Consider the following 21104-nt stretch of genomic DNA (forward strand, 5'->3'; position numbering starts at 1 on the left):
GTACAGGAACATGCATCCTCACCGCGGCGGTTTTCGCCCAGGTCGAATGGCACTGTCGCGATCGCGAGCCTCGTGGGCACATCGCAGCCAGCCGGCTCCGCCACGACATGTCCGCCGTCGCACGGCGCGCGATCGCTGCCGCGCTTCAGCTCGCGTATAGGAAGCTCGGATGCGCCCGGACATTCGCGTTGCGCATGGACGGCGCGGAAACACGCGTGAAAAGGCGAGTCATCGACGTGGCCGCGAAGCCACGCGCAGCGGACCACGACGCATTCGTCGCGAGCCTTCGCCCACGCCCGCGCGTATGGATTCGCCGCGCCCTGCGGCGTATCCTTGCGGACCCGCATTTTTCCCCACTTTCGGACCTTTTCATGACCGCACAAGGCGCCGTGTCCACGCACGTCGATCCGATCCTCGTCCATCTTTCGACCCAGCTCAGCGGCACGGCTCTGGCGGACGCGCAGTCCTTCGCGCGCGAGTTCCTGCGTCGCATCGCCGCGGACGAGATCGCGGAGCGACCCGCGGCGGAATGGTCGGCGCTGGCCCAGGGCTCGTTCGATTTCATGCGCGAACGGCAGCCCGGCGTGGCCAAGGTGCGCGTCTCCAATCCGGTCGTCGGCACCGGCCGTGCCCGCACGGTCGTCGACGTCGTCACCGACGACATGCCGTTCCTCGTCGATTCGGTCGGCATGGCGTTGACTGCGTCGGGGCACGCGATTCATTCCGTGGTGCATCCCGTCTACCGCGTCGAACGCGATGCGAGCGGTCGCCTCGTCGCGCTGGCCGCGGCCGACTCGGACAAGGGCGCCGGCAAGGCCGAATCGATCATGCATTTCGAGATCGATCGCGTCGCCGATGCCGCCGAGCTCGACCGCCTGCAGCAGCAGGTCGCCGACGCGCTCGACGACGTGCGCGCGAGCGTCTCCGACTGGCAGGACATGCGCAAGCGCATGCTCGACCTCGCCGACTCGCTGGCCGCCAAGCCGATGCCGGTCGACGCGGCCGGCGTGGCCGAGGCGCAGGATTTCCTGCGCTGGGCCGCGAACGACAACTTCACGTTCCTCGGCTGCCGCGAATATGCGGTGGTTGATACCGGCAACGACGAGGTGCTGCAGGCGGTCGACGGTTCCGGCCTCGGGATCCTGCACGGCTCCGAGCGCTCGCTCGCGCCGCGCTCGCTGCGCACGCTCGTCGCGAAGGAGCTGCCGCAGTCGGGTTCGATGGACGCGATCATCCTGACCAAGACCAATGCGCGCTCGCACGTGCACCGGCCCGGCTACATGGACTACATCGGCGTGCTCGGCTTCGACAAGAACGGCGTGCCGGTGATCGAGCAGCGCTTCCTCGGCCTGTTCACCACCAACGCGTACATGGCGCGCCCGCAGGACGTGCCGCTGGTCCGGCGCAAGGTCGAGACGGTCATGCAGCGGTCCGGCCTGCGCCGCGACTCCCATTCGGGCAAGGCGCTGCGCCACGTCCTCGAACTGCTGCCGCGCGACGAGCTGTTCCAGGCCAGCGAGGACGAACTGTTCGCGACGGCGACCGGCATCCTCGCGCTCGGCCAGCGGCCGCGCACGCGCGTGTTCATCCGCCGCGACAAGTACGGCCGCTTCTACTCCTGCCTCGTGTTCCTGCCGCGCGACCGCTTCGACACCGAAGTGCGCGAGCGCATCGAGGGCACGTTGAAGGCCGCGCTGCGCGGCGAACGCGTCGATTCGTCGATCCAGCTCGGCGAGTCGCCGCTCGCGCAGCTGCATCTGGTGGTGCGACCGAAGCCGGGCGACCTCGTCGCCTACGACGTCGCCGCGCTCGAGGCGCAGATCGGCCAGATCGTGCGCAACTGGCACGACGAGCTGCGCGACGCGCTGGTCGCGCAGCACGGCGAAGCCGACGGCCTGCGCCTCGCCGCGCGCTACGCGCGCGCGCTACCGGCGTCCTACATCGAGGAGGCGACGCCGCGCGTCGCCGCCGAGGATCTCGCGCTCGCGACGGCGCTGCGCGACGGCAGCGACATCAAGCTGAGCCTCGCGCCGTCGATCCGGCGGCCCGAGACGCTGCAGTTCAAGGTGTTCCGCCAGGGCGGCGCGATCGCGCTGTCGGAAGTGATCCCGCTGCTCGAGAACATGGGCCTCAAGGTGCTCACCGAGCAGCTCAGCGAAATCAAGCTGCCCGAAGCGACCGTCTACGTGCAGGACATCGCGGTGCAGGCGGCGACGCGCTGCGCGTTCGACATCGAACAGGTCGGCGACGCGTTCGAGGACGCATTCGCGAGCATCTGGCGCGGCGACGCCGAGAACGACGCCTTCAACAAGCTCATCCTCGGTGCGCGGCTCGATTGGCGCCAGGTGAGCGTGCTGCGCGGCTACTGCAAGTACCTGCTGCAGACCGGCGTGACCTTCTCGCAGAGCTACATGGAAGAGACGCTCAACCGCTATCCGGCGCTCGCCGGTCTGCTGGTGGAGCTGTTCGAAGCGGGCTTCGATCCGGCACGCGAGAGTGGCGGTGCCGCCGCGGCCAAGGCCGCCGGCGAACGCCTCGGCGGCGAACTCCAGGCGCTGGTGCCGGCCGACGTGCTGAAGAAGCTGACGCCGAAGTTCGTCGACGACCTCGCCGCGATACGCACGAAGGCGCGCATGGACCAGGTCGGCGCGGTCATCGGCGCGATCAAGGCGCTGCTCGAGCACGTCGCGAGCCTCGACGAGGATCGCATCCTGCGCGCCTACCTCGGCGTGATCGGCGCGACCCTGCGCACGAGCTATTTCCAGCGTCGCGACGGCGCGCCGCGCCACACGATCAGCTTCAAGTTCGATTCGGCCAAGGTGCCCGACCTGCCCAAGCCGCGGCCGTACCGCGAGATCTTCGTCTACGGCCCGCGCATCGAAGGCGTGCACCTGCGCTTCGGCCCGGTCGCGCGCGGCGGCCTGCGCTGGTCCGATCGCCGCGAGGACTTCCGTACCGAAGTGCTCGGCCTGGTCAAGGCGCAGATGGTGAAGAACACGGTGATCGTGCCGGTCGGCTCGAAAGGCGGCTTCTTCGTCAAGCATCCGCCTGCGGGCGGCGATCGCGACGCCGTGCTCGCCGAGGGCATCGCCTGCTACAAGATGTTCATCAACGGCCTGCTCGACATCACCGACAACCTCGTCGAAGGCGAGGTCGTGCATCCGCAGGACGTCGTGCGCCACGACGGCGACGATCCCTACCTCGTCGTCGCCGCCGACAAGGGCACGGCGACGTTCTCCGACATCGCCAACGGCGTCAGCGCCGAACACGGCTTCTGGCTCGGCGACGCGTTCGCCTCCGGCGGCTCGGTCGGCTACGACCACAAGAAGATGGGCATCACGGCGAAGGGCGGCTGGGAGTCGGTCAAGCGCCACTTCCGCGCGATGAATCGCGACAGCCAGAACGCCGACTTCACCTGCGTCGGCATCGGCGACATGTCGGGCGACGTGTTCGGCAACGGCATGCTGCTGTCGAAGCACATCCGCCTCGTCGCCGCGTTCGACCATCGCCACATCTTCCTCGACCCGAACCCCGACGCCGCAATTTCGTTCAAGGAACGCGAGCGCATGTTCGCGCTGCCGCGCTCGTCGTGGGACGACTACGACAAGTCGCTGATCTCCGCCGGCGGCGGCGTGTTCGCGCGCGGCGCCAAGACGATCCCGCTGTCGCCGGAAGCCTGTCGCGCGATCGGCATCGCCGAGGGCACGACGCAGCTCACGCCGACCGAACTCATGAGCGCGATCCTCAAGGCGCCGGTCGACCTGCTCTGGAACGGCGGCATCGGCACCTACGTCAAGGCCGAGGCCGAGACCAACGCCGACGTCGGCGACCGCGCCAACAACGCGCTGCGCATCAACGGCCGCGACCTGCGCTGCAAGGTGATCGGCGAGGGCGGCAACCTCGGCTTCACGCAGAAGGGCCGCATCGAGGCGGCTCAGCACGGCGTGCTGCTCAACACCGACTTCATCGACAACTCGGCCGGCGTCGACACCTCCGACCACGAAGTCAACATCAAGATCCTGCTCAACGACGCCGTGCAGCGCGGCGAGCTGTCGCTCGACCAGCGCAACACGCAGCTCGCGGCGATGACCGACGAAGTCGAGCGCCTCGTGCTGTCGGACAACTACCGGCAGAACCAGGCGATCACCGTGATGGAGCACATGTCGGTGCACCGCCTCGGCTCGAACGCGCACTTTATCCGCACGCTCGAAGCGGAAGGCCTGCTCGACCGGCAGATCGAATTTCTGCCGTCGGACGCCGAACTCGCCGAGCGCAAGGCGCGCCGCCAAGGCCTGACGCGTCCGGAACTGTCGGTGCTGCTGTCGTATTCGAAGATCAAGCTGTACCAGCAGCTGCTCGATTCCGACGTGCCGGAAGACCCGTTCCTGTCGAAGGAGCTCGTGCGCTACTTCCCCGAGCCGCTGCGCGACCACTACGCGGCGCACATGCAGCGCCACCGCCTCAAGCGCGAGATCATCGCGACGGTGGTGACCAATTCGATGGTCAACCGCATGGACGCGACCTTCGTGCTGCGCATGCAGGAAGACACCGGCCAGTCGCCGGCGTCGATCGCGAAGGCGTATTCGGCGGTGCGCGAAATCGTCGACGCGCGCGGCATCTGGGCCGAGATCGAGGCGCTCGACGGCAAGGTCGGCGAGACGGTGCAGATCGACGCGCTGCTCAAGCTGTGGGACCTGTTGCGCAACCTCACGCGCTGGCTGCTCAACCAGCGCGGTGCGGGACTCGACATCGCGGGCCTGGTCGAGCGTTACGCGCCGGGCGTCGCGCAGCTGTCGGCGGCGCTGCCGCGCGTGCTGACCGCGAACAGTCGCGCCGACTACGACGTCGACGTCGAGAAATGGCAGGGGCTCGACATTCCCGAGGCGCTCGCGCAGCGCCTCGCCAAGGTCGCCGAGCTCAATGCCGCGTTCGACATCGTCGAGATCGCGCTCGAGACGGGGCAGAAGGTCGAACGCGTCGCCTTGGTGTTCTTCGAACTCGGCCAGGCGCTCGACATCGACGGCCTGCGCCGGCAGATCGAGAACCTGGCGGTCGAGAGCCGCTGGCATGCGCAGGCACGCGGCTCGCTGCGCGACGAACTCGCGGCGCAGCACCGCGCGCTCACGCGCCAGGTGCTCGCGGGTGCGGCCACCGGCGACGCGCACCCGGTCGCGCGCTGGCTCGAACGCGACGATCCGACCCTGAAGTTCACGCTCGGCCTGCTCGAGGAGATCCGCACGCAGTCGGTCGACTACCCGATCGCGTCGGTCGCGCTGCGCCGCTTCGCGCAGCTCGTGCAGGCGGCCGCGAAGGCCTCGTAGGCCCACGCTTCGCCTGCCAGCGCCACGCAGGGTGGGCCTCGGCCCACCGCTTCCTCGTGCCGGTCTCGTACGGTGGGCCTTGGCCCACCGTCCCAATGGCGGGCCAGGCGTGCGCGACGCGGAACGGCGGGCCAGGGCACACCCTGCGATGATGCGATGCGGTGCGGGCGAGGGCGTCGTGTCCGTCGTTCCGGTCACGACCGTGGTTGCGCAGGTCTCGCCGCGCAGCCGAGAATCGCGCTGACGCCCCTTTCCGGCCTGCCCGCATGTCACGACGCATCGCTTTCGTCGCCGCCCAGACCGAAGAAGCGACCAGCGCGCGCGCCGCGCTCGTCGCGCGCTACGGCGACGTGCCGATCGACCAGGCCGACGTCATCGTCGCGCTCGGCGGCGACGGCTTCATGCTGCGTTCGCTGCATCGCCACATGGCGCGCGCGCTGCCCGTGTACGGCATGAAGCTCGGCACGGTCGGTTTCCTCATGAACCAGTACAGCCTCGACGAGCTCGACGCGCGCATCGAGCATGCGCAGCCGACGGTGCTGCGGCCGCTGCTGATGGAAGTGGTGACCGAAGCGGGCAACAGCACGACGTCGCTCGCGTTCAACGAAGTATCGCTGCTGCGCCAGACCAAGCAGGCCGCGCACGTGCGCGTCCTGCTCAACGGCGTGACAAAGATCGACGAGCTCGTCTGCGACGGCGTGCTCGTCTCGACGACGGCCGGCTCGACCGCGTACAACCTGTCGGCGCACGGGCCGATCCTGCCGCTCGGTTCGCAACTGCTCGCGCTCACGCCGATCAGCCCGTTCCGGCCGCGTCGCTGGCGTGGTGCGATCCTGCCGGCGATCACCGAAGTGAAGTTCGAGATCCTCGATCCGTACAAGCGGCCGGTCAGCGCCACCGCGGACTCGCACGAGGTGCGCGACGTCACCGAAGTGCACATCCGCGAATCGCGCGAGCAGACCGTGACGCTGCTGTTCGATCCCGAGCACAACCTCGAGGAGCGCATCCTCAACGAGCAGTTCGAGCTGTAGATGGCGCGGCCGCCGACGGCTGCGCGTCGCTTCGCTGCGCGCGTCGCGCCGGGCCTGGCGCGGCTGCTGCTGCTGTTCGTGGTCGCCGCCGCGGGTGGCTGCGCCTCGCTGCGTTACTACGCGCACGTCGCGCACGGGCAGGTCGCGCTGCTCGCCGGGCGCGAACCGATCGAGCGCGCGATCGGCGACGCGCGCCTCGACGGCACCGTGCGCGAACGCCTGCGCGGTGCGCTCGCGGCGCGCCGTTTCGCGAGCGACCGCCTCGCGCTGCCGCGCAATCGCAGCTACACGAGCTACGTGCAGCTGGATCGGCCGTTCGTGACGTGGAGCGTGTTCGCGGCGGCGGAGTTCTCGGTCGAGCCGCTCACCCACTGCTTTCCGTTCGCGGGCTGCGTCGCCTACCGCGGATATTTCGATCGCGCGCACGCGGACCGCGCGGCGAAGGAACTCGGACGGCAAGGCTACGAAACCGCCGTGCGCGGCGTCGCGGCGTACTCCACGCTCGGCTGGTTCGCCGACCCGATCGTCTCGAGCATGTTGCGCGGCGGCGACGACGAACTGGATCGCGTGGTCTTCCACGAGCTCGCGCACCAGTTGCTCTACGTGCCGGGCGACACCGCGTTCAACGAGTCGTACGCGAGTTTCGTCGCCGACGAGGGCCTGCGCGAATGGCGGCTCGCGAACGGCCGCTCCGCCGCGGACGACGAAGCCGCCCACGACGACGCGTTCACGCGGCTCGTGCTCGGCCTGCGCGAGCAATTGCGGACGCTCTATGCGTCGTCGCAAGACGATGTCGCGAAGCGCCAGGGCAAGGCCGCGGCGATCGACGCATTCCGGCGGCACTACGCCGAGCTGCGTGATCGCGAATGGAACGGCGACCACAGTTACGACGCCTGGGTCGCTGCGCCGATCAACAACGCGAACCTCGTCCCGTTCGGCCTCTACGATCGCTGGCTCGGCGCGTTCGCCGCGCTGTTCGCCGACAGCGGCAATGACTGGACGGCGTTCCATGCGCGCGTGCGCGACCTCGCGCGCGTGCCGCAGAACGAGCGCGATCGGCGGCTCACGGCGTTGCAGGTGCGGCCCGACGAGCGCGTGCACTGAATCCGCTGGACGATCCCTGAATTCACGTGCCGTCCGCGTCAACCGCCGGCGTGCGCCATCGTTCCTCCGCGATGACGGGCAATGTCGCCCGGATCGACGGGAGGAATGCATCATGGGTATCCGCAGACTCGCCGGTGCCTGCTTCGCGGCCGCGCTCGCGTGCGTGGCGGTGTCCGCCACGCCGGCGCGGGCGCGTGCGGTCGTCGGTGTCTCGATCGGTGTCGCGCCGCCGCCCCTGCGCGTCGAACGCTTCGGCGTGCGCGCGGGCTACGTGTGGGCGCCGGGCTATTGGCGCTGGAATGGCGCGCGGCACGTCTGGGTCGGCGGCACGTGGGTCGTCGCACGGCCGGGCCATCGTTACGTCGGGGCAGGCTGGGTCCGGGTCGGACCGGACTGGCGTTTCCATCGCGCTCGCTGGGTGCGCCTGTAAGCGACGCTCGCCGCACGCATCAGGCGACGAGGCCGCGCGAGCGCGGCCTCGTCGCGGCAGGTGTCATTGGTGCGCAGCCCAGCGTTCGTACTCGGCGCGGCTGATGCGGCCGTCGCGATTGAGGTCGGCATGGATGAAGTCGTTCGCGAGCGGCGGGTACGCGGCCGCTTCCGCTTCGCCGAGGACGCCGCGACCGTTGCGGTCCAGGTCGGCGAATGCCGGAGGCGCGCCGTACTGGCGCGCCTGCGGCTGGCCCGACGTCACCGTGACTTCGCCTTGCCGCGTCTGGTAGGTCGTGCTGCTCGTGTCCTGGGCCTGGACGCTGCCGGCCAACCCGAGCAGGCCGAGAGCGAGGATGTAGGGGCGCATGGTTTCCTCCGGCTGATGGTGGTGCGATCGGTGGGCGCAAGGCGCCGACCGTGCCGCCGATCGTCGAACAGCGTGGATTAACCGCGGCGAACTGCAACGCGCACGGGCACAACGCGGCATGAACCGCAGACACGCGCGTGCCGATGCGGAACAATGCGCCATGCCCGCGTATCGAACGTCCTTCCTGCTGCGCCTCCCGATCGCCTGGGCCGCCGCTTTCGTCGCCGCCTGCTCGCAGGGTGACGAACCGGCCACCACGCGCGCCGCGCGCGCGATCCCGACGGCGGCCGCGCCTGCGCCGGTGGCGCCCGCGATCGCCGCGGCGGGGCCGGAAACCGTGCCGCCGGTCGCCGCGGCGCCCGCGCGCGGACTCGCGGACCTGCTGCCTGCGATCGAACTGCCGCAACCGCTGCAGTCGGCTGCTTGCCTCGCGCACACGCAGGCCGCCGCGAAGGCGCGCGCGCCGGTCGCGGTGCATCGCTGGGTCGACGCGGCGGGCATCACGCACTATTCCGACCAGGCGCCTCCCGCGAACGCGCAGGGGCACCGCGTGATCGCGGTCGGCGGCGCGCCTGCGGTCGACGTGCAGGCGAGCGGCTACGACGTGAACCTGCCGGACCAGTTGCAGCAGCGTGCGGTCGCGGACGCGCTCGGCGTGCAGCGCGTGATGCACGACACGCTCGGCGTGCCGGTACCGGAAGGGATGAGCCTGAAGATCGTCTTCATCCGTTCCGACTCCGCCTATGCGCAGCAGGTCGGCGAGCCGTCGCTGGCGAAATCGAGCGGCACCTATTCGACGCTCGACCGCACGATCCGCGTGCGCATGCAGGACCAGGACGAGGTGAACTTCGCCGTGCTCCGCCACGAGATCACCCACGCGCTCGTGCACGAGTCGATCGGCAACCTGCCGGTGTCGCTCAACGAAGGACTCGCCGAATACTTCGGCCGCTACCGCAGCGGCGGCATGGGCGGGCAGGTCGACGTCGGCGAGCAGCGGCAGGGCATGGTCGCCGCGGCACCGGGTGGCGACGGCAGCGAGGCGCTGGTCGACCTGCTCTCGCGTGAAGGAGGGGATTTCTACACGGAGACGGTCGCCGCCGGCGAACGCGAGCGGCGCTACCTGCGGGCGTATTCACTGGTCGCGCTGCTCATGCGCGATCGCGAGGGCCGGCTCGCGTTGCAGGGCGTGCTGTCCGCGCAGGCGCAGGCGCCGTGCACACCGATCGCCGCCGAGCGCGTGCTCGACGCCGGGTATCCAGGCGGCCTCGGCCGCCTCGCGGCCGAATGGACGGCCTTCATGCGCAACCCGCCGAGCGATGTGCGGGCGTACTGAGCGCCCGGCGAACCTCCGCCTCGGGGTCTGTGGCAATTTGCAACAAGTCGGGTAGACTCGCGCCGCTGTGTCTGCACGGTTCACCCGCGTTTGGCGACCCGATGCTGCGCCGATCGTTGATCCGCTTCATCGCTTCACCTGCACACCTGCATACCCAGTGGTCGACATGCCCCTGAAGGGGATGGTTCATTTCAACCTAGTCAAAGAGTGGAGAGTTTCATGTCGGATCGTCAGGTGGGCACCGTCAAGTGGTTCAACGAGAGCAAGGGTTTCGGCTTCATCAGCCGTGAGAACGGCCCGGACGTGTTCGTGCATTTCCGCGCGATCAGCGGCACGGGTTTCAAGACGCTGCAGGAAGGCCAAAAGGTTTCCTTCCGCGTCGTGCAGGGCCAGAAGGGCCTGCAGGCGGAAGAAGTGACGCCGGCCTGAGGCCGCTCGCGTCGCATGAAGGAGGCCGCGGCTCGCACCGCGGCCTTTTTTTTGCGCGGTGCGCGCACGACCGCGCGCATGGCTGGCATGATCGTCGTCCCGCTTTCCGGAGACGGCCGCATGAGCGACACGACCCCCTTGCTGATCGAGCCGCGCCTGCACGATCTCGGTGACGGCTTCACCGTGCGTCGCGTGCTGCCGTTCCGCCTGCGCCGCCATGTCGGGCCGTTCGTGTTCTTCGACCACATCGGGCCGGCCGAACTGCCGCCCGGCCGCGGCCTCGACGTGCGTCCGCACCCGCACATCGGCCTCGCCACGGTCACCTACCTGTTCGAGGGTGCGCTCGGCCATCGCGACAGCCTCGGTTCGGTGCAGGTGATCCGGCCCGGCGACGTCAACTGGATGACGGCCGGCCGCGGTATCGTGCATTCCGAACGCACGCCGCCGGAAGAGCGCGCCGCCGGCCATCGCATGCACGGCATCCAGACCTGGGTGGCACTGCCGCAGGCGCACGAGGAAACCACTCCGGAATTCCTCCACTATGCGGCATCGACCTTGCCGGAAAGCGTGCAGGACGGCGTGCGCGTGCGCGTCATCGCGGGGCGCTCGTTCGGGATGGAATCGCCCGTGCGCGTGTTCGCGCCGACGCTCTATGCCGACGTGCGCTTCGAGCAGGGTGCAGGCCTGCGCGTGCCGACCGAGCACGAGGAGCGCGCGATCTACGTGCTCGACGGCGACGTCCGCGTCGACGGCGAAGCGCTCGCGGCCGAGCGCATGCTCGTGCTCGTGCCGGGCGCCGACGTCGAGGTGACGGCGGTTTCGGCGGCGCACGTGCTCCTCTGCGGCGGTGCTCCGCTCGACGGCGAGCGTACGATCTGGTGGAACTTCGTGTCGTCCGACCGCGCGCGCATCGAGCGCGCCAAGGCCGACTGGCTCGCGCAGCGCATCGGTAGCGTGCCCGGCGAGACGGAATTCATCCCGCTGCCGGAACACTAGTCGCCGGGGCAGGGCGATCCGCAGCGCCTGGCTTTGCGGGATCGCGCGTGCGCGTGTCGTCGCGACGATGACGGAGCACCCGGGGCAGGGCTGCCCGCCGCTCGGGCTGCTATCCTGCACGGCCGAGGCGCCCGTCATGTCCCGATACACGAGTTTCCGTGAGTTCTATCCGTTCTACCTGTCCGAGCATGCGGACCGCAATTGCCGTCGCATGCATTTCGCCGGCAGCAGCCTCGTCCTGCTCGTCGTTGCCGTCGCTTTCGTCGCGCGCGACGCGCGCTGGCTCTGGCTCTCGCCGCTGTTCGGCTACGGCTTCGCCTGGATCGGCCATTTCGCGTTCGAGAAGAACCGCCCGGCGACGTTCCGCCATCCGCTCTACAGCCTCGCCGGCGACTGGGTCATGTACGCCGACATCCTGCGCGGGCGCGTGACGTTGTGACGTTCCGCGCATGAGGGACGAAGCCCTGCCGCGGCCCGCGCAGGCCGACGCGCGCCTGCGCCACATCGACGCGCTGCGCGCTGTCGCGGCACTGCTCGTGCTCTGGCGCCACGTCGCCGACGCCTACGTCGGTCTCGGCGCCGGCGTCGGCGGGCACTGGCTTGCGAGCCTTGCGGGATCGATCGACGTCGGCCGCATCGGCGTCGTCGCGTTCTTCCTCATCAGCGGCTACGTGATTCCGTTCAGCATCCATCCGGAGCGGCCGGCGCCGATCGGCACGTTCCTCATCAAGCGCTTCTTCCGCATCTTTCCCGCCTACTGGCTCTCGATCCCGCTCGGTGCGCTCGCCACCTGCTGGCTATGGGGGCGCCCGTTCGGCCTGTACGAGTTCCTCGTCAACCTCACGCTGCTGCAGGACTTCTTCGGCGTGACACCGGCGGAAGGCCTGTACTGGACGTTGCTGGTCGAGTGGGCGTTCTACCTGCTGTGCGTGCTGCTGCTTCTGGGCGGCAGCCTCGGCCGGCCGCGCCGGCTGCTCGCGTTGTCGATCGTGCTCACACTCGTCTATTCGACCGAGATGCTCGTGCGCTGGTGGAGCGGCGCGACCCTGATCGGCTCGAAGGCCGCCTTCATGCTGCTCAACCTGTCGCTGATGCTCGTCGGCACGCTCTACCGAACCCTCGTCGACGAAGCACGCAGCGACGATCGCGTCGTGCGCGCGGGGCTGTACGGCCTGCTGCTCTGGCACCTGCTCGCACTGCCGGTCGGTGCCGTCTGCGCGATCGGTTTCGAGCAGAACGCCACGATCCCATATGCGCTGGGCCTGCTGCTCTTCATCGTCGGCGCGAGCCTCGTACGCATCCGCTCGCCGCTCACCGACTGGCTCGGTCGCGTCAGTTATTCGATCTACCTGTTCCATCCGGTGGTGTTCATGGTGCTGCTCTGGGGCCTCATGCGCCTGCCGGCGGATTCGCCCTTGCGCGCGCAGCACCTCGGTGTCTACATCCTCGTCAACGCGCTGATCACGATCGCCCTCGCGACGCTCGTGTACCGCTGGGTCGAGCGGCCCGGCATGGAACTCGGGCGCCGCTGCGCGCGGGCGTGGGTGCGACGGCACCCACGTGCGCCCGCGACCGCGGTCGGCGCGACCGTCGTCGGACTCCGAGGTGGCGATCCTCGGCCCTGAGCATGACTTTCGGCCCCGTCGAAGGGCTGAATCTCTCGGCTAGTCTTGTGACGTTTCCCATCTGCGCCTGCGATCGGGGCGATGCAGGCGCGCGTCCAGCCAGGAGAGTCGCATGATCGTCCGATGGAAGTACGGTCTCGCCGCGTTCGCGCTCGCCAGCGCGAGCGTGCAGGCGATGACCGCCGATGAACTCGTTGCGAAGAACCTCGAAGCCCGCGGTGGCGTCGCCAAGCTGCAGGCGATCAAGAGCCTGAAGTCCGAAGGCAAGCTGCTCGTCGGCGGCCAGTTCGAGCTTGCGGTCGTGCAGTACCAGAAGGCGCCCGAGTCGACGCGCTCGGAAGCCAGCATCCAGGGCCTCACCGCCGTGCAGGCGTGGGACGGCAAGGAAGCGTGGCAGATCTCGCCGTTCCAGGGTCGCAAGGACCCCGAGAAGATGAGCGCCGACGACGCCAAAGGCCTCGCCGACGACGCACCGATCGGCGGTCCGCTCGCGGGTTGGAAGGAGCGCGGCAGCAAGCTCGACTACCTCGGCACCGAGGACGTCGACGGCACCGAGGCGCACAAGCTCAAGGTGACCCTGAAGAACGGCGACGTCGAGTACGTCTACCTCGATCCGGACCACTTCCTCGAGATCCGCGTCGCGACCCAGCGCAGCGTGCGTGGCACGCTTGTCGAGAGCGTCAGCGACTACGGCGACTACGAGCAGGTCGACGGCGTCTACTTCCCGTTCTCGGTCGCGACCGAAAGCAGGCCGGACGGCAACCGCCAGCAGCTCACGATCGAGCACGCCGAGGCGAATACCGCGATGGACGACGCGCTGTTCGCGTTTCCGACGACCAAGGGAGCCGGCCGATGAACCGCCTGTTCGTGCAATTCACCCTCGGCGCGCTCGCATCGGCGTGCGCGGCATCCGCCGGCGCCGCCGCGCCGGACGCGAAGGCGCCGCGCTTCGATGCCGGCGTCGTGTCCGGCCTCGGCGCACGCAACATCGGCTCGGCCGCGATGAGCGGTCGCATCGCCGCGCTGGACGCGGTGCCGGGCAAGGACGGCAAGACCACGCTGTTCGTCGGCGCGGCCTCGGGCGGCGTGTGGAAGTCGACCGACGGCGGCACCACGTTCAAGCCGGTGTTCGACAAGCAGCCGGTGCAGTCGATCGGTGCGATCGCGATCGATCCGTCGCACCACGACACGATCTGGGTCGGCAGCGGCGAATCGTGGACGCGCAATTCGGTCTCGATCGGCAACGGCATCTACAAGTCGACCGACGGCGGCGAAACCTGGACGCACATGGGCCTCGACACGTCCGAGCGCATCGCCAAGGTGATCGTCGATCCGCGCAACGGTGACGTCGTCTACGCCTGCGTGCCGGGCAAGCTGTGGAGCGACTCCGCCGACCGCGGCCTGTACCGGACGAGCGACGGCGGCAAGAGCTGGCAGCTCGTGCTGAAGGGGCGCAACCTTTCGACCGGCTGCTCGTCGATCAGCCTCGATCCGAAGAATCCCGACGTCGTGTTCGCGGGCCTGTGGGACTTCCGCCGCAAGGGCTGGACGTTCCGCTCGGGCGGCGAATCGGCGAGCGCGGAATCGGGCAGTGGCCTGTTCCGTTCCGCCGACGGTGGACGCTCCTGGACGGAGGTCACCGACGCCGCGAACAAGGGCTTCCCGAAGAAGCCGTACGGGCGCATCGCGGTCGCGGTGGCGCCGTCGGATGCGAACGTCGTCTACGCGATGGTCGAGTCGACCGACTCGGCGCTGTTCCGCTCCGACGACGGCGGCAAGACCTGGGACAAGCGCGACAAGAGCCAGCTCATGGTCTGGCGCCCGTTCTATTTCGCCAATCTCGTGATCGATCCGAAGAACCCGGATCGCCTGTTCAAGCCCGACTTCGCGCTCATCCAGAGTTTCGATGGCGGCAAGAGCTTCGCCAACACCGGCGGCGGCACGCACGGCGACCACCACGTGATCTGGATCGACCCGACCGACACCGCGCACGTGATCACCGGCGACGACGGCGGCCTGTGGCAGTCGTACGACGGCGGCAACAAATGGTGGAAGCAGAACAACCTGCCGGTGTCGCAGTTCTATCACGTGAGCCTCGACGAGGCTGATCCGTTCCGCGTCTACGGCGGCCTGCAGGACAACAGCTCCTGGGTCGGCGACAGCGCCTACCCCGGCGGCGTGACCAACCAGCGCTGGGAGAACATGTACGGCGGCGACGGCTTCTGGATGTTCGAGGATCCGGCCGATCCCGACTACATCTACGCCGAGTACCAGGGCGGCGCGATCGGTCGCGTCAACCGCAAGACGCACGAACTGCGCACGATCCAGCCGCTCGCCGGCTACCAGGAGAAGCTGCGCTGGAACTGGAACACGCCGATCGCGCTGAGCCCGAACGAGAAGGGCACGATCTACATCGGCTCGCAGTTCCTGTTCCGTTCGCGCGACCACGGCCAGAGCTGGGACCGCATCTCGCCGGACCTCACGACCAACGACCCCGCCAAGCAGAAGCAGGAGGAGTCGGGCGGCATCACGGTCGACAACTCCGCGGCCGAGATGCACACGACGATCTACTCGATCAGCGAGTCGCCGAAGGCGGCCGGCACGATCTGGGTCGGCACCGACGACGGCAACGTGCAGCTCACGCGCGACGGCGGCAAGAACTGGACGAACCTGGTCGGCAACATCAAGGGCGTGCCCGCGCACGCGTGGGTGTCGTGGGTGCAGGCGAGCAACTTCGACGCCGGCAGCGCGCTCGTCGCGTTCGACCGCCATACGTTCGGCGACATGGCGCCGTACGTCTACGAGACGCGCGACTACGGCCGCAGCTGGAACGCGCTGCTGTCGCCGAAGGACGACAAGGGCGTGCGCGGCTACGTGCACGTGATCAAGGAGGATCCGCAGCGCGCGGGCCTGCTGTACGCGGGCAGCGAGTTCGGCCTGTGGATCTCGCCCGACGGCGGCAAGGCCTGGGCGCCGTTCCGCGGCAGCGACTTCCCCGCGGTCGCGGTGCGCGATCTCGCGTTCCAGCAGCGCGACGCCTCGCTCGTGCTGGCGACGCACGGCCGCGGCATCTGGGTCATCGACGACCTCACGCCGCTGCGCGCGCTCGACGCGAAGGCGCTCGCGAGCGAAGCGGCGTTCCTCGGCTCGCGCCCGGTGCAGCAGCGCATCAACGCGTTCGGCGGCTGGTCCGAGGGCGATGCGGCGTTCAGCGGTGCGAATCCGCCCTCGGGCGCCGAGATCGCCTACTACCAGAAGAGCCGTCACCTGTTCGGCAAGCTCAAGATCGAGGTGCTCGACGACAAGGGCACGGTCATCGACACGATCCCGGCGAGCGTGCGGCGCGGCATCAACCGCGTGACCTGGCAGATGCGTGTCAAGCCGCCGCGCGTGCCGCCGGCTGCGCAGGTCGCGTTCAACGCCACGCAGGGTCCGCGCGTGCCGCCCGGCACGTACACGGTGCGCATGACCAAAGGCAAGGACGTCTACGAGACGAAGGTCGATGTCGGCCTCGATCGCCGCTCGAGCTTCGGCGTGGCCGACCGTCGCGCGCAGTACGAAGCGGCGATGCGCGTGCGCGCGTTGTTCGGCGAGATGAGCGACCTCGTGTTCAAGATCAACGCGGTGCGCGCGCAGGCCGACGCCGCGGCGGCGAAGCTTCCCGAAGGCGATGCGAAGCGCAAGCAGCTCGCGAGCCTGTCGGGCCATGCCGATGCCATCCGCAAGCAGATCGTCGCGACCAAGGAAGGCGGCGCGATCACCGGCGAGGAGCGCCTGCGCGAGCACATGGACACGCTGTACGGCGCGATCATGTCCTACGACGGCAAGCCGTCCGACTACCAGCTCGCGCGCGTCGAGGTGCTGCAGCGCGAGCTCGGTGACGTCGCCGACGCATTCTCGAAGCTGCAGGGCGGCGAACTCGCGCAGGTCAACGGCGTGCTGCGCGGCGCGAGCCTGCCCGAGATCGCGGTGCCCGCAGGCGCGCCGCAGGAAGAATCGGGCGGCGGATCGCATGGCGGCGAGCACGAGGACGTGCATGCGCCGTGGGAGCGGGACTGACGAAGGCCGCGCTGCGCCCGTCCGCGCGATGGCGTGGATGGGCGGAGCGTGAAGGAAACCGGCTGCGCGGCATCGACGCCGCGCGGCTTCCCGCTCAGTGGCCTGCGCCCGCGGCGACGTTGCCAAACGGCGGCTTGGCGAACCAGACCACCGGGATCATCGCGAGGAACAGCGCGGTGCAAAGCAGGAAGACGTCGTTCACCGCGAGCGTGAACGCCTGCCGCGTGACGATCGAATCGATGATGCTCCACGCGCGTTCGGCCGGTCCGCCGAGCGCGGACAATCCGTCGACGAAGCCGGTGGCGGCGGCGCTCGCGCCGTTGACGTGCTCGGCGAGCACCGCATGGTGGTACTCGCCGCGGTGCTGCCACAGCGTGACCGACACCGCGGTCGAGATGCTCGCGGCGATCGTGCGGCAGAAATTCGCCAGTCCCGACGCCGAGCCGATCTGGTGCGGCTCGAGTCCCGACAGGAACACCTGATTCAGCGGGATGAAGAAGCACGGGATGCCGATGCCCATGATGAAGCGCGGCCAGATCAGCTGGTCGAACGATGCGTTGTCGGGGAACGAGGCGAACCAGTACGACGTCACCGCGAACACGATGAACGCGAACGTCACGACCGAGCGCAGCTCGAGCTTCTGGATGTTGCGGCCGATGATCGGCGAGACGAGGAAGGCGAGGATGCCGACCGGTGCGGTCGCCAGGCCGGCCCATGACGCGGTGTAGCCGAGCACGGTCTGCAGCCAGAGCGGATAGACGACGTTGATGCCGAAGAAGCCGAACATGCCGAACGACATCGCGGCGACGCCGACGAGGAAGTTGCGCTTGCGGAACAGCGACAGGTCGACGATCGGGTGCTCCTCCATGAGTTCCCAGGCGATGAAGAACGTGAGGCAGACGACCGCGATGATCGCCAGCACGACGATCAACTGCGAGGAGAACCAGTCCTTGTCGTTGCCGTTGTCGAGCATGAACTGCAGGCAGCCGACGCCGAGCACGAGGAGCACGAGACCGACCGTGTCGACCGGCGTCTTGACGATGACCGATTCGCGCTTGTGCAGCAGGCTCCAGGTGATCACGATCGCGAGCAGGCCGACCGGCACGTTGATGTAGAAGATCCACGGCCACGAATAGTTGTCGGTGAGGTAGCCGCCGAGGATCGGGCCGAAGATCGGCGCGACGACGACGGTCATCGCCCACAGCGCGAGCGCGAGTCCCTTCTTGTCGATCGGGTAGTTGTTGAGCAGCAGGCTCAAGGAAAGCGCGACCATCGGGCCGGAACCCGCGCCCTGCAGCAGGCGGCCGACCACCAGCATCGGCATGCTCGTCGCCATGCCGCACAGGGTCGAGCAGAGCACGAACAGCAGCGCGGACACGCAGAACGCGCGCACCTCGCCGAACTGGCGGCCGATCCAGCCGCTGATCGGCTGCATGATCGCGCTGGCGAGCGAGTAGGAACTGATCGCCCAGGTGCCTTCCTGCGGGCTTACGCCGAGGCTGCCGGCGATGTGCGGCACCGAGACGTTGACGATCGTGATGTCGAGCACTTCCATGAACGTCGCGAACGCGATCGCGACGGTCAGCAGCGCGAGCGGCGCGCCGTGCAACGGCGGCAACGGCGGGCGCTGCTCCGGTGAGGCAGCCATCGGGAGTCCTCAGTGCGAGCCGGGCAGGTTGGCGCTGACGACCGCGTCGGCTTCCGCATCCGCCTTGGCGATGTCGCGCGCGTAGACGTCGGTCTGCGCGACCGCGGTATTGGCGCCGGCTTCCGCGAGCATGCGGCCCGAGCGCTCGTGCGTGTCGACCGTCACCGCGGTCGACAGGCCGACGCGCAGCGGGTACTTCTCGAGCTGCCTGCCGTCGAGCGCGATGCGCACGGCCACGCGTTGCACGACCTTGATCCAGTTGCCCGAGGCGTTCTGCGGCGGCAGCAGTGCGAACGACGAGCCGGTGCCGGCGCCGAGGCCGACCACCTTGCCCTCGAACTCGACGTTGCCGCCGTACAGGTCGACCTCGACCTTCGCCGGCTGGCCGATGCGGATGTGGCCGAGCTGGCTTTCCTTGAAGTTCGCGTCGACCCACAGGTCGTGCAGCGGAATGATCGTCAGCAGCGCCTGGCCCGGTTGCACGCGGCTGCCGACCTGTACGCTGCGCTGCGCGACGTAGCCGCCGATCGGCGCGACGATCGCGTTGCGCTCGGCGTTGATCCACGCTTCGCGGAACGCCGCCTTCGCCTGCATCACCGACGCGTTGCGCGCGACGTCGGTGCCGTCGACGAGCGCATGCGACGCGGCGGCCTGGCGCGTGGCGAGGTCGAGCGCGGCCTTCGCGGTGTCGACCGCCTCGCGCGCGTGCGCGACTTCCTCCGGCGCGATCGCCTTGTCGGCGAGCAGCGGCTGGCGGCGCACGAGGTCGGCCTCGGCGCGCGACAGGTCGAGCTTGCGTGCGACGATCGCCGCGTCGTACTGCGACGCCATCTCGGTCTGCTGGCGCACCTGGCGCACCGCGTTGGCCAGCGCGCTCTTCGCCTTCGCGAGCGCGACGTCGGCGTCGGTCGGGTCGAGCTTGACCAGCACCTGGCCGGCCTCGACGCGCTGGGTGTCGTCCGCGAGCACGGCGACGACGGTGCCGGACACCTGCGCCGACAACATCACCTGGTTGCCGGCGACGTAGGCGTCGTCGGTGACCTCGCGCTGCGACCAGACGAACAGCCACAGCAGGTACCAGGCGATGCCGACCGCCACGAACACGAGCGCGATGATCACGAGGACCGTCCGACGCTTGCCGTTGCTGCCGTTCTTCGGGGCGCCGCCGGCTGTGCCGGCGGCGGGGGTCTGCGAATCGCTCATCGTCGAGACTCGTGGTTATTTGATGGGGGAAGCGGCATCGCTCGCCGCGAGCGGATCGCCGTCGAGGCGGTAGCCGCCGCCGAGTGCCTTGGTCAAAGCGATCTGCGCCGACACCGCCTGTGCGTCGAGCGTGAGCAGGGCGTCGCGCTGTTCGAGCACCTGCGCCTGCGCGCCGAGCAGGCTGCGGTCGTCGACGAGGCCCTGGCGCACGCGCGCGGTGGCCGTGCTTTCGAGCGCACGCGTCGCCGCGAGCTGGCCGTTGCGTTCGTTGCGGCGCGCGTCGACCTGGGCGAGCGTGAGCGCCTGCGTGGCGACGTCGCGGGCGGCGTCGACGACGGTCGCGTCGTATTGCGCCGCGGCCGCATCGAGCTGCGCCTGCGACGCGCCGTAGCCGGCCTTGAGCTGGCCGCGGCCGAAGATCGGCAGGTGCAGCGCGGGACCGATCGCGGCGGTGCGGCTGCCTGCGTTGAGCAGCTTGTCGAGGTCGAGCGACTGCAGCCCGACCATCGCGCCGAGGCTGATGTCCGGGTAGAACTCCGCGCGCGCTTCGTCGACGCGGCGCAAGGCCGCTTCGACGCGCCAGCGACTCGCGGCGATGTCGGGGCGGCGCGCGATGAGGTCGAGCCCGACGCTGCCCGGCAGCGCCGCGTCGACGCTCGGCAACGCGCGTGCCTCGAGCTTGGGCAGGTCCGCCGGTGCGACGCCGAGCAGGCCGGCCAGTGCGGCGAGGCGGATCTTCGCGCTGCCGGCGTACGCGGCCTGCATCTCGCGCACCGAAGCGAGCTGCGCGTCGGCCTGATGCACGAGGTCGGGCGAATCGATGCCCCGCGCGACGCGCTTGTCGGCGAGCGTGCGCAGGCGCTGCAGCACGCCGATCGAATCGTCCGCGAGGGCGAGGTGCGCCTGGTCCGCCTGCCACGCGAAATAGGTGTCGGCGACCGCAGCCGTGAGCACGAGGCTCGCCGCGCTGCGCTCGGCCTCGGCCGCGCGTGCGTCGTCGACGGCCGCCGCGACCGCGGCGCGCGTCTTGCCCCAGAAGTCGAAGTCGTACTGGAACTGCAGGCTCAGGTCGCCCTGGTTGTACCAGGTGAAGCCGAGGAACTGCGGCGGGATCAGTCCGTTCTCGCTCAGGCGCAGGCGCTGCACCTGCGCGTTCGCCTGCGAGGAAAGGCCGCCCTGTGCGCGCGCGACCTCGACCGCGGCGAGCGCGGTGCCGAGCCGCTTGTGCGCCTCGTCGAGCGTCGGCGCACCGGCGAGCGCCTGTTCGATCAGGCGATCGAGCTGGGCGTCGGCGTAGTGCTTCCACCACTGCGGGTCGGGCCACTCGGTCGAGCCCGCGCCGATCGCGACGGCGACGCCGGCGAGCGGTGCCTCGTCACGCAGTGCAGGGTGATCGGGTTTGGGCGGGATCGAACAGGCAGCGAGCGCGAGTGCGCAGGCGGCGATCATCGGTCGTATGAGGAGGCGGCTGGCGGATGCGGTCATCGGATCCACGTCGAAGAAACGGATGAGGGGATCGTGCTGGACTGGCGGGTTCCGCTCGCGGCACCGCAGGC

At 69.3% G+C, this 21104-nt stretch carries 15 protein-coding genes; 11 read left to right on the plus strand and 4 right to left on the minus strand.

All coding sequences use genetic code 11. The features are described from left to right. Positions 1–371 precede the first annotated feature (371 nt). From FHW12_RS00885 to FHW12_RS00900, 4 genes are all read left to right on the plus strand, one after another. Positions 372–5321, plus strand: a complete 4950-nt coding sequence (locus FHW12_RS00885; RefSeq protein WP_182529106.1) for an NAD-glutamate dehydrogenase — start codon at positions 372–374, stop codon at positions 5319–5321. A 266-nt stretch (positions 5322–5587) separates the two neighbouring features. Continuing rightward, positions 5588–6352 (plus strand): NAD kinase, encoded by a 765-nt coding sequence (locus FHW12_RS00890; RefSeq protein WP_182529107.1) that lies wholly within the window; start codon positions 5588–5590, stop codon positions 6350–6352. Then, entirely contained in the window at positions 6353–7456 is a 1104-nt protein-coding gene (locus FHW12_RS00895) for an aminopeptidase (protein WP_182529108.1), read from the plus strand. It begins immediately after the preceding gene. Between the two features lie 112 nt (positions 7457–7568). Continuing rightward, positions 7569–7886 carry a YXWGXW repeat-containing protein gene (locus tag FHW12_RS00900; RefSeq protein WP_182529109.1) on the plus strand — a complete coding sequence of 106 codons (318 nt, stop codon included), beginning with the start codon at positions 7569–7571 and terminating at the stop codon, positions 7884–7886. 63 nt (positions 7887–7949) lie between these two features. On the opposite strand, the gene FHW12_RS00905 is transcribed toward FHW12_RS00900, so the two are convergent. Next, positions 7950–8255, minus strand: coding sequence for a hypothetical protein (locus tag FHW12_RS00905; protein WP_182529110.1), 306 nt, complete (start codon positions 8253–8255; stop codon positions 7950–7952). Positions 8256–8415: 160 nt separating this feature from the next. On the opposite strand from FHW12_RS00905, the gene FHW12_RS00910 reads away from it, so the two are divergent. The 7 genes from FHW12_RS00910 (at position 8416) to FHW12_RS00940 (ending at position 16697) form a co-directional block, all read left to right on the plus strand. Further along, positions 8416–9588, plus strand: a complete 1173-nt coding sequence (locus FHW12_RS00910) for a DUF4124 domain-containing protein (RefSeq protein WP_182529111.1) — start codon at positions 8416–8418, stop codon at positions 9586–9588. Between the two features lie 219 nt (positions 9589–9807). Continuing rightward, on the plus strand, positions 9808–10017 hold the full coding sequence (locus FHW12_RS00915; protein ID WP_182529112.1) for a cold-shock protein: 210 nt from the start codon (positions 9808–9810) through the stop codon (positions 10015–10017). Between the two features lie 120 nt (positions 10018–10137). Next, a complete protein-coding gene (locus FHW12_RS00920; protein WP_182529113.1) occupies positions 10138–11013 on the plus strand; it encodes a pirin family protein in 876 nt (291 codons plus the stop codon). A 136-nt stretch (positions 11014–11149) separates the two neighbouring features. Next, on the plus strand, positions 11150–11452 hold the full coding sequence (locus FHW12_RS00925; RefSeq protein WP_182529114.1) for a DUF962 domain-containing protein: 303 nt from the start codon (positions 11150–11152) through the stop codon (positions 11450–11452). Between the two features lie 10 nt (positions 11453–11462). Further along, positions 11463–12638: an acyltransferase family protein gene (locus FHW12_RS00930; RefSeq protein ID WP_182529115.1), complete on the plus strand. Its 1176-nt coding sequence runs from the start codon at positions 11463–11465 to the stop codon at positions 12636–12638. Between the two features lie 112 nt (positions 12639–12750). Continuing rightward, complete coding sequence (locus FHW12_RS00935) at positions 12751–13494, plus strand: hypothetical protein (protein ID WP_182529116.1); 744 nt, start codon at positions 12751–12753, stop codon at positions 13492–13494. Further along, the gene (locus tag FHW12_RS00940) at positions 13491–16697 is read left to right on the plus strand and encodes a VPS10 domain-containing protein (RefSeq protein WP_182529117.1); all 3207 of its coding nucleotides are present in this window, start codon (positions 13491–13493) and stop codon (positions 16695–16697) included. The genes FHW12_RS00935 and FHW12_RS00940 overlap by 4 nt, the downstream gene beginning before the upstream one ends. 94 nt (positions 16698–16791) lie before the next feature. Here the strand turns inward: FHW12_RS00940 and FHW12_RS00945 are convergent, their stop codons facing one another. From FHW12_RS00945 to FHW12_RS00955, 3 genes are read right to left on the minus strand one after another with little or no spacing between them, the layout of a single operon-like run. Then, positions 16792–18345 (minus strand): DHA2 family efflux MFS transporter permease subunit, encoded by a 1554-nt coding sequence (locus FHW12_RS00945; protein WP_182529118.1) that lies wholly within the window; start codon positions 18343–18345, stop codon positions 16792–16794. A 9-nt stretch (positions 18346–18354) separates the two neighbouring features. Beyond that, positions 18355–19548, minus strand: a complete 1194-nt coding sequence (locus FHW12_RS00950) for an HlyD family efflux transporter periplasmic adaptor subunit (protein WP_182529119.1) — start codon at positions 19546–19548, stop codon at positions 18355–18357. A 15-nt stretch (positions 19549–19563) separates the two neighbouring features. After that, on the minus strand, positions 19564–21033 hold the full coding sequence (locus FHW12_RS00955) for an efflux transporter outer membrane subunit (RefSeq protein ID WP_182529120.1): 1470 nt from the start codon (positions 21031–21033) through the stop codon (positions 19564–19566). Positions 21034–21104 lie beyond the last annotated feature (71 nt).

The sequence above is a fragment of the Dokdonella fugitiva genome (genome assembly GCF_014138265.1).
In the GTDB taxonomy this organism is placed as follows: Bacteria; Pseudomonadota; Gammaproteobacteria; order Xanthomonadales; family Rhodanobacteraceae; genus Dokdonella_A; species Dokdonella_A fugitiva_A.

Bases quoted from the DNA above. Each gene is read 5' to 3' on its own strand.
- FHW12_RS00885 (WP_182529106.1), top strand. From the start codon at position 372: ATGACCGCACAAGGCGCCGTGTCCACGCACGTCGATCCGATCCTCGTC.
- FHW12_RS00890 (WP_182529107.1), top strand. From the start codon at position 5,588: ATGTCACGACGCATCGCTTTCGTCGCCGCCCAGACCGAAGAAGCGACC.
- FHW12_RS00895 (WP_182529108.1), top strand. From the start codon at position 6,353: ATGGCGCGGCCGCCGACGGCTGCGCGTCGCTTCGCTGCGCGCGTCGCG.
- FHW12_RS00900 (WP_182529109.1), top strand. From the start codon at position 7,569: ATGGGTATCCGCAGACTCGCCGGTGCCTGCTTCGCGGCCGCGCTCGCG.
- FHW12_RS00905 (WP_182529110.1), bottom strand. From the start codon at position 8,255: ATGCGCCCCTACATCCTCGCTCTCGGCCTGCTCGGGTTGGCCGGCAGC.
- FHW12_RS00910 (WP_182529111.1), top strand. From the start codon at position 8,416: ATGCCCGCGTATCGAACGTCCTTCCTGCTGCGCCTCCCGATCGCCTGG.
- FHW12_RS00915 (WP_182529112.1), top strand. From the start codon at position 9,808: ATGTCGGATCGTCAGGTGGGCACCGTCAAGTGGTTCAACGAGAGCAAG.
- FHW12_RS00920 (WP_182529113.1), top strand. From the start codon at position 10,138: ATGAGCGACACGACCCCCTTGCTGATCGAGCCGCGCCTGCACGATCTC.
- FHW12_RS00925 (WP_182529114.1), top strand. From the start codon at position 11,150: ATGTCCCGATACACGAGTTTCCGTGAGTTCTATCCGTTCTACCTGTCC.
- FHW12_RS00930 (WP_182529115.1), top strand. From the start codon at position 11,463: ATGAGGGACGAAGCCCTGCCGCGGCCCGCGCAGGCCGACGCGCGCCTG.
- FHW12_RS00935 (WP_182529116.1), top strand. From the start codon at position 12,751: ATGATCGTCCGATGGAAGTACGGTCTCGCCGCGTTCGCGCTCGCCAGC.
- FHW12_RS00940 (WP_182529117.1), top strand. From the start codon at position 13,491: ATGAACCGCCTGTTCGTGCAATTCACCCTCGGCGCGCTCGCATCGGCG.
- FHW12_RS00945 (WP_182529118.1), bottom strand. From the start codon at position 18,345: ATGGCTGCCTCACCGGAGCAGCGCCCGCCGTTGCCGCCGTTGCACGGC.
- FHW12_RS00950 (WP_182529119.1), bottom strand. From the start codon at position 19,548: ATGAGCGATTCGCAGACCCCCGCCGCCGGCACAGCCGGCGGCGCCCCG.
- FHW12_RS00955 (WP_182529120.1), bottom strand. From the start codon at position 21,033: ATGACCGCATCCGCCAGCCGCCTCCTCATACGACCGATGATCGCCGCC.